Origin of the sequence: Chryseobacterium sp. VD8 (assembly GCF_037149975.1) — a bacterium.
GTDB lineage: Bacteria > Bacteroidota > Bacteroidia > Flavobacteriales > Weeksellaceae > Chryseobacterium > Chryseobacterium indicum.
The window spans coordinates 1-7,547 of record NZ_JBBCQL010000228.1 but is presented as its reverse complement, the minus strand read 5'-3'; the positions used below and the strand labels follow the sequence as shown (position 1 = coordinate 7,547).

Here is a 7,547-nt window from a genome sequence, read left to right as displayed (position 1 = left end):
TTACTGTAATTCCGAAATATCCTACAACTAATGCAATGGCGATCCAGAGTACGCCTAATATTTTTTTTAGTCCGTTCATTTTAGTAGTTTTAAAATTAATAAATTTTTAAGTGATTCCGGGCTTAATCGTGAATATTATTGTTCTTATTTTTAAGATAAATTAATCCGACTAAAAGACAGACTCCGGCAACGCCTATAGGATACCAAAGTCCTTCCAGATACCATTCAGGATGTCCTCCGTCTTTTCCTGTGGTTACGAGATAAGTGGCAACAGCAGGAAGCAGTCCTCCAAAAACGCCGTTTCCGATATGATAAGGCAGTGACATCGAAGTGTAGCGGATTCTTACCGGGAACATTTCCACTAAAAATGCTGCAATAGGACCGTAAACCATCGTTACAAAAATCACCTGAATGAAAACTAGAAGTACAAGATACCATTTTGTGCTGTCGTTGATCTTTATCGACTGAGTTACCTTTGGTTCTTCAGCTTTTCCGTCTTTCATCACAGGTCCGGTCGGAGACCAGTGTACAATGCTGTCTTTTTTAGCTAAAGTGCCATCTGTGAAAAGCGTTTCTTTGTGAAAGGTGATTAAACTGTCCGTCGCGATTTTATCATGAATTTTTGCCGTTCTTTTTTCAACCAAGCCGCTTTCTGCAACGGTTTTGGATTTTAAATCAACGCTTTTAAACATCCTGTCATAAATCGGTCTGTACGCTAAAATAGCGATCAGCATTCCGGTCATCATGATTGCTTTTCTTCCAACTTTATCAGACAGCCATCCAAAGAAAACGAAAAACGGAGTTCCCAAAAACAAAGCAGTTGCCATTAAATAATCCACCTGAATCGATTCAATATTCATCACTTTCTGAAGGAAGCTCATGGCATAAAATTGTCCTGTATACCAGATTACCCCTTGTCCCATTGCTGCCCCGAATAAGGCAAGAAGAACAAATTTGAAGTTCAGTTTGTTTCCGAAACTTTCTTTTAATGGATTTTTAGAAGTCTTTCCTTCACTTTTAGCTTTGGCAAAAAGCGGAGATTCTTTCATATTTTTTCTGATGATGTAAGAAACGCCTACCATCAATATCGAAATCCAGAACGGAACTCTCCATCCCCAACCGTCAAATTCTTCAGTGGAAAGAGTGGTTTTTGTCACCATAATTACAATAAGTGAAATGAAAAGTCCGGCTGTTGCGGTAGTCTGGATCCATGAAGTCCAGTAGCCTCTTCTTCCGGGTTGTGCGTATTCTGCGACATAAGTTGCAGCACCTCCATATTCACCTCCTAAAGCCAATCCCTGTAATAATCTTAAAATTAATACCAAAACAGGAGCCATAAATCCTATGGTTTCATAACTGGGAATACATCCGATAAGAAATGTAGAAAATCCCATAATCAGTAAAGTAACCAAAAAGGTATATTTTCTCCCGATAAGATCACCTAATCTTCCGAAAAACAGCGCTCCGAAAGGTCTCACGACAAATCCTGCGGCAAAAGTAGCAAGCGTAGATAAAAATGCTGCGGTAGGATTATCTGCTGGAAAAAATTTAGTAGCCAGTACAACGGCGAGACTTCCGAAAATATAGAAATCATACCATTCGATCAGTGTTCCGAGAGATGATGCTGTAATGACGCTCCAGATCGTACGATTCTTTTGCTTATCAGTCATATTCTCGTAGCTTATTTCATTGTTATCGCTCATATGCTTTAATTTTTGATGTTAGTTTAAATTGATATTGAGTTTTTTAACTTTTTTTGATTTTTATATTAAAAAGTTGAGAGATTTTGCTTAAAAAATTAATAAAGATTTGACAAGGTCAAATAAATTACGCTTAAAAACGCTTTTGATGTTTATCTTAAATCCTTAAATAAAAAATCTAATTTTTTACAAGTAAATCTGGAACTGTACAATGAATTCCCCTTTTGAAGAAGGGCTTTCCGTAGGACTTGTATAAACCGGTCTTGTTGAATACTGCGTAGTGATCTTCGCATGATGACCGTCTATGAACCAGTTTGCACCCACATCAAACTGTGACGAAGATTTGTCAAATGCTTCAAAATTTTTGTGAGTATACGCTGCGAAAGGCTGGATTCTGATTTTCGGCTTTTCAACCTGACTTGGCAATAGCAATCCTGCTTGTGCATAGATAATATTCCCTGTTCCGATGGTCGGCTGTAGATTTCCTACTCCTGCAATGGCTTTGCTTCCCGTAAAATTCGGATCAGAAGCAGCAATATTCATAATTCCTAAATTTCTCACGTAATTCGGACCAAACTGATAGTTGTAATAGCCTGCATACGCGGAAACTGCCATTTTATTTTTAGCATTTCCCAAAGGAATATCTGCAAAAGCATCTACAGCTACAAGCGTAATGTCATGCTTTTCAATGGTGGAATTAACGGAAGTTCGGGTTCCGTCTTTCTGATGGTAAAAACCTGCGCCAAGACTAAAGACTTTTTTGGTTCCCAGATAAGAGCCTACTTTAAAAGGCAATACATTGGATTCTTCATCTAAAAACTGATACTCTACATATCCTGCTTTTGAAAAATTCGGATTTCCGTTGTTGTCCACGGCAACCGCTTTAGCCGGATCGGTAACATTTACCGGAGTTAAATCCGTTGCAAAAGGCTTGTTTAAGCTGAAACGGTATTCCAGTTTACCATATTTACCTTTCGCAAACATTCCCAGTTGTCTCGCAAACTGATCTGAATTATCGATTAATGGCCATGTGAAAATAGGGGAGTCAACCGTAAGGAAGTTTAATGTTGAAGCCATCGTCATTCGGGAAAGTCCCATATAGTAATGAAGTCCCGCTCCTAAAGATAAGGTGAATTTTCCTGCCTCTCCGGGTAGAAACACGGCGTATTCATTCCATGCATCATGAAAAAAGAGCTGCGGTTTTTTACCGTTTCCATAACCTCCTGTTCCTGAAGTTCCCGAACCGCCTCCATTGATAAATGTCTGATTGTTAATCCCAAAATGCGCTAAGATCATATATCTTTTGGAGATCTGAGCGTACGCCAAAGTACGTAATCTCCTGTTTCCCAGACTCCAAGAATTGTCTGTGGGTTCTCCGCCAACCATACTTCCCGGATTCATTTGGGTGTTCCTCAACCAGAACTGATCCCATAAAATGAACCTGACATATTTATCGCCCTGCTGATTAAGATTAATTTTTAATCCGCTTCCGTAATCCGGCGAACCTTGAGCGTATAAAGAATTGCTGATTAGAGCCAATCCAATAAAAGTGATTAATTTCTTCATAAATTATCAATTTTTGGCGTTGTTTTTTGTGAAAGCCAAATTGTAATTAAAAATTTATTTAAAGAAATTTAATATATATTAATGGTAAGTATATAGATAGATCTTGAAATTTTAAGTTTTGAGTTTGAGATTTATTGGTTTTGAGTCGGATTTTAAATTTCCAATCCACTTATTTCCAATTGGTTTTAAAATTATTTCTTAAATCTTTCCCATTTTATCAGCATATATTTGTCAGCGAACTGTGTGATGATTAATCCTGAATTCTTCAGATTTTCTTCTTTACTCATATATTCAATCAGTTCATTTTGTTTTAGGATTTTATATACCGGATGAAACTCAGAATGCGGAGGTCTTGTAATATTGTATTTCTTGATCCACGAACTAATCGTTACATGAGAAACGCCAATAATTCTTTCAATTTCACGAAAACTTAAACCCTCAAGATAGAGCTGTAAAGCTTTGGTTACGTAGTAATCATCTATTTGCTTTCCCAGTTTTTTTACAGTAAAATAATAGTTGCAGTCTTTACATAAAAAGCGTTGTTTGTTGTTTACAATTCCGCTTTTAACCACTTTGTCTGTGTTGCATTTGGGACAGCGATTTTCCATAACTATATCTTTTTAGCAAATATATAATAATTTAGCAAAATATTAATTTCATGTAAAGATAAAATTACCTGTTTATTAATTTAATTCAATAAAATTATCTTTTTTATTTGGTTTTAAAAGAAATTATATTTTAAATTTGCCAAAAAATTTAGATAAATAAATGGAAATAGAAATTTCCTCATCCATACATCTGATGTATGTGAGTGAAATACAGCAGGAAATGTACGATTCTGCACAGCGCAGAGGAACGGGAATTGCCAAACGTTCCATCGAGTATCTCAGTGAAAAAATTACTGAAGGTAACGCTGTAATTGCCACCGATAAAGGAAAGTGGGTGGGTTTCTGTTATATAGAAACATGGTCTCACGGTCAGTTTGTTGCCAATTCCGGACTTATTGTCTCTCCGGAATTCAGGCATTTGGGAGTGGCAACCTTAATCAAGGACAAAGTATTCGCTTTGTCCCGAAAAAAATACCCAAACGCTAAAATTTTCGGATTAACTACAGGTTTAGCAGTAATGAAGATCAACAGCGATTTAGGATATAAACCCGTTATTTATTCTGAACTTACTCAGGATGAAGAATTTTGGAACGGCTGTAAAAGCTGTGTGAATTATGATATTTTAATGAAAAAAGAACGGAAAAACTGTCTTTGCACAGCAATGCTTTTCGTTCCCGATAATACAAAAAGCAGCACTGAAAATAATCAGTCTGAAAACAGATACAATAATGAGCAAGAAAGTAGTTTTAGCATTTAGCGGAGGTCTTGATACCTCTTACTGCGCCAAATATCTCAGCGAAACACTGGGATATGATGTGTATGCAGTTACTGTAAACACCGGAGGTTTTTCCAAAGATGAAGAAAAAGAATTGGAGAAAAAAGCCCTGAATCTTGGGGTAAAAGAATATAGGTGCGTTGATGCTCAGGAAGATTATTACAATTCTTGCGTAAAATATCTGATTTTCGGAAATGTTCTGAAAAACAATACCTATCCTTTGTCTGTAAGCGCAGAGCGTACCATTCAGGCACAGGAAATTGCAAAATATGCGATCGAAATCGGAGCAGATGCAATTGCCCATGGAAGTACGGGAGCGGGAAATGATCAGGTTCGTTTTGATCTTATTTTTCAGGTGATGTGTCCGAATGTAGAGATTATTACGCCTATTCGTGATATGGCTCTTTCCCGTGAAGAAGAAATTGAATTCTTGAAAAGTCACGGTTATGAAATGGAATTTCAGAAAGCACAATATTCTGTCAATAAAGGACTTTGGGGAACTTCAGTTGGCGGAAAGGAAACGCTGACTTCACGAAATTATCTTCCTGAAGAAGCTTTTCCGTCACAAATTAAAGAAAATCAACCCTCTGAATTGGAAATTGAGTTTAAAAATGGCGAAGTTATCTCTGTAAACGGAGAAAGTTTTGAACATCCGGTTTACGCTATTCAGAAAATCGAGGAATTAGCTTCGGCTTACGGGATCGGTCGTGATGTTCATGTAGGAGATACCATTGTCGGAATCAAAGGAAGAGTAGGTTTTGAGGCAGCAGCAGCTTCAGTAATCATCAAAGCGCATCATTTATTGGAAAAACATACGCTTTCAAAATATCAGCAGATGATGAAATCCCAATTATCCGACTGGTACGGAAACTGGCTTCACGAAGCACTTTTCTTAGATCCTGTGATGAGAAATATCGAGTCTTTTCTTGTTGATTCTCAAAAAACAGTCAGCGGAAAAGTATTTGTAACCCTTCATCCTTACCGATTTATTTTGAATGGAATTGAATCTCAGCACGATTTGATGTCAGACAAATTCGGAAGCTACGGAGAAGCAAACAGGGCATGGACAGGCGAAGATGTAAAAGGATACACCAAGATTGTAAGCAATTCTTTAAATATATACCATCAGATTAATAAATAAAATTTGGGCAGCTTTATCCGCCTGTAGTTTATCCTGAGCTTGTCGAAGGACCCCAGTCTTTTATTCGTCGTTCCTCCTCATAAAGGATTTCCGCTCAGGCCGGGCTGCGAGAGAGTTGAAGACCAATCAACCCGAAGGGTTAAATATGAGTAGCCGTAGGTGAAACCTATGGCTAATAAAATCAACAAACAATCAGAACCCGCTAGGGTTCAATACAAATAACCGTAGGTGAAAACCTATGAAAAATAATAAAATGAAAAAGAAAATAGGAATCATCGGAGCCAACGGTTACACAGGAAGCGAACTGGTTCGTCTGTTGGTTTTTCATCCCAATGTATCATTGAGTTTTTTATATAGCCGTTCAAATTCGGGAACAAAAATTTCAGATTTGTACCCGGATTTAACGACGGTTTGTGAAATGGTTTTAACGGATCAGCCTGAAGAAGTCGATATTCTGTTTCTATGCCTTCCTTATAAAGAAAGTCAGAATTGGCTGATTCAGAATCCCATAAAAGATGAAACATTGGTGATTGATTTAGGGAACGATTTTCGCCTCGATGGAAACTTTGGAAACAGAAATTTTATCTACGGATTGCCTGAAATCAATAAAAAACAACTTTCAGGAGCAAAAAGTATTGCGAATCCGGGATGTTTTGCAACAGCAATTCAGCTCGCTCTGCTTCCTTTAGCTCAAAAAGGGTTGTTGAATGAAGTGTATACAACAGGAATTACGGGTTCCACAGGTGCAGGTCAGTCTTTACAGGCAACCACGCATTTTTCTTGGAGGAACGACAATATTTCGGCGTATAAAACTTTAACACACCAACATGTGGATGAGATTTTACAACAATTAGTCTCTTTTAATACCAATGAAATCAGTCTGAATTTTGTTCCATGGAGAGGAGATTTTGCGAGAGGAATTTTTACAAGTTCTACCGTGAAAACAGATGCAGAACTTTCACAGATCTATCAGTTGTTTGAAGATTTTTATGCAGATGAGCCTTTCGTACAGGTAAGCGGAAAAGCAATTGATTTAAAGCAAGTTGTCAATACCAATCGCTGTGTGATACAGATTGAAAAATGTGGGAATGTTGCGGTCATTCACTCAGCGATTGACAATTTGTTAAAAGGTGCTTCCGGACAGGCAGTTCAAAACATGAATATTGCCATGGGCTGGGAAGAAAATTTAGGATTAAACTTGAAAGCGACAGCGTTTTAAACGTGAATAGTCAATAGGTCAATCGTGAATTTTTACAACTCAATCAAAACCGACTTAGGAAAATGTAGCGTTAAGAAAAATAGTTTTGTGAACGTTAAGAAAATTCTACTGTTTGAAGCGCGAAACAAATGTAGAACCAAAAAACAAATACTGATTTCGCGCAAGTTTTAGAATTTTTAGAGAACAAAAATATTTTTTAGCGGAAGTTTCCAGTCTTGAATTTTTGTTTCTTTTGTTTCAAGACAAAAGAATTAATTAAAAAAAAAAAAAGGAAAAAATTTAGGATTGACCTTAAAACCGACTTAGGAGAAATGTAGTGTTAAGAAAAATAGTTTTGTGAACGATAAGAAAATTCTACTTTTTGAAGCGCGAAACAAATGTAGAACTGAAGAACAAATGCTTATTTCGCGTAAGTTTTAGAATTTTTAGAGAACAAAAATATTTTTTAGAGGAAGTTTCCAGTCTTGAGCTTTTGTTTCTTTTGTTTGACTACATCGAAATAGTATTCATCGACTGAAAGGAGATAATCTTCGATTTC

The 7,547-nt window shown here is 36.9% G+C and carries 7 protein-coding genes; 3 read left to right on the top strand and 4 right to left on the bottom strand.

What is annotated here, in order from left to right; all coding sequences use genetic code 11:
• The 4 genes from WFK35_RS23290 to WFK35_RS18775 form a co-directional block, all read right to left on the bottom strand.
• On the bottom strand, nt 1-79 hold a 79-nt coding region (locus WFK35_RS23290), incomplete at its 3' end, for a DUF6814 family protein (RefSeq protein WP_442892084.1).
• Nucleotides 80-122: 43 nt separating this feature from the next.
• The gene (locus WFK35_RS18785) at nt 123-1,703 is read right to left on the bottom strand and encodes an MFS transporter (protein ID WP_336733843.1); all 1,581 of its coding nucleotides are present in this window, start codon (nt 1,701-1,703) and stop codon (nt 123-125) included.
• Between the two features lie 183 nt (nt 1,704-1,886).
• The gene (locus WFK35_RS18780; RefSeq protein ID WP_336733842.1) at nt 1,887-3,266 is read right to left on the bottom strand and encodes a porin; all 1,380 of its coding nucleotides are present in this window, start codon (nt 3,264-3,266) and stop codon (nt 1,887-1,889) included.
• Nucleotides 3,267-3,457: 191 nt separating this feature from the next.
• Nucleotides 3,458-3,874 (bottom strand): IS1/IS1595 family N-terminal zinc-binding domain-containing protein, encoded by a 417-nt coding sequence (locus WFK35_RS18775; RefSeq protein ID WP_050379900.1) that lies wholly within the window; start codon nt 3,872-3,874, stop codon nt 3,458-3,460.
• Between the two features lie 160 nt (nt 3,875-4,034).
• On the opposite strand from WFK35_RS18775, the gene WFK35_RS18770 reads away from it, so the two are divergent.
• From WFK35_RS18770 to argC, 3 genes are all read left to right on the top strand, one after another.
• Nucleotides 4,035-4,631 carry a GNAT family N-acetyltransferase gene (locus WFK35_RS18770; protein ID WP_336733841.1) on the top strand — a complete coding sequence of 199 codons (597 nt, stop codon included), beginning with the start codon at nt 4,035-4,037 and terminating at the stop codon, nt 4,629-4,631.
• Nucleotides 4,603-5,790 (top strand): argininosuccinate synthase, encoded by a 1,188-nt coding sequence (gene argG / locus WFK35_RS18765; RefSeq protein WP_336733840.1) that lies wholly within the window; start codon nt 4,603-4,605, stop codon nt 5,788-5,790. Before WFK35_RS18770 ends, argG begins: the two co-directional genes overlap by 29 nt.
• A 253-nt stretch (nt 5,791-6,043) precedes the next feature.
• Nucleotides 6,044-7,009, top strand: coding sequence for an N-acetyl-gamma-glutamyl-phosphate reductase (argC, locus tag WFK35_RS18760; protein ID WP_336733839.1), 966 nt, complete (start codon nt 6,044-6,046; stop codon nt 7,007-7,009).
• The last annotated feature ends 538 nt before the right edge of the window (nt 7,010-7,547 follow it).

Coding starts and splice junctions, on each gene's coding strand:
- WFK35_RS18785 (WP_336733843.1), bottom strand. CDS start 1,703: ATGAGCGATAACAATGAAATAAGCTACGAGAATATGACTGATAAGCAA.
- WFK35_RS18780 (WP_336733842.1), bottom strand. CDS start 3,266: ATGAAGAAATTAATCACTTTTATTGGATTGGCTCTAATCAGCAATTCT.
- WFK35_RS18775 (WP_050379900.1), bottom strand. CDS start 3,874: ATGGAAAATCGCTGTCCCAAATGCAACACAGACAAAGTGGTTAAAAGC.
- WFK35_RS18770 (WP_336733841.1), top strand. CDS start 4,035: ATGGAAATAGAAATTTCCTCATCCATACATCTGATGTATGTGAGTGAA.
- argG (WP_336733840.1), top strand. CDS start 4,603: ATGAGCAAGAAAGTAGTTTTAGCATTTAGCGGAGGTCTTGATACCTCT.
- argC (WP_336733839.1), top strand. CDS start 6,044: ATGAAAAAGAAAATAGGAATCATCGGAGCCAACGGTTACACAGGAAGC.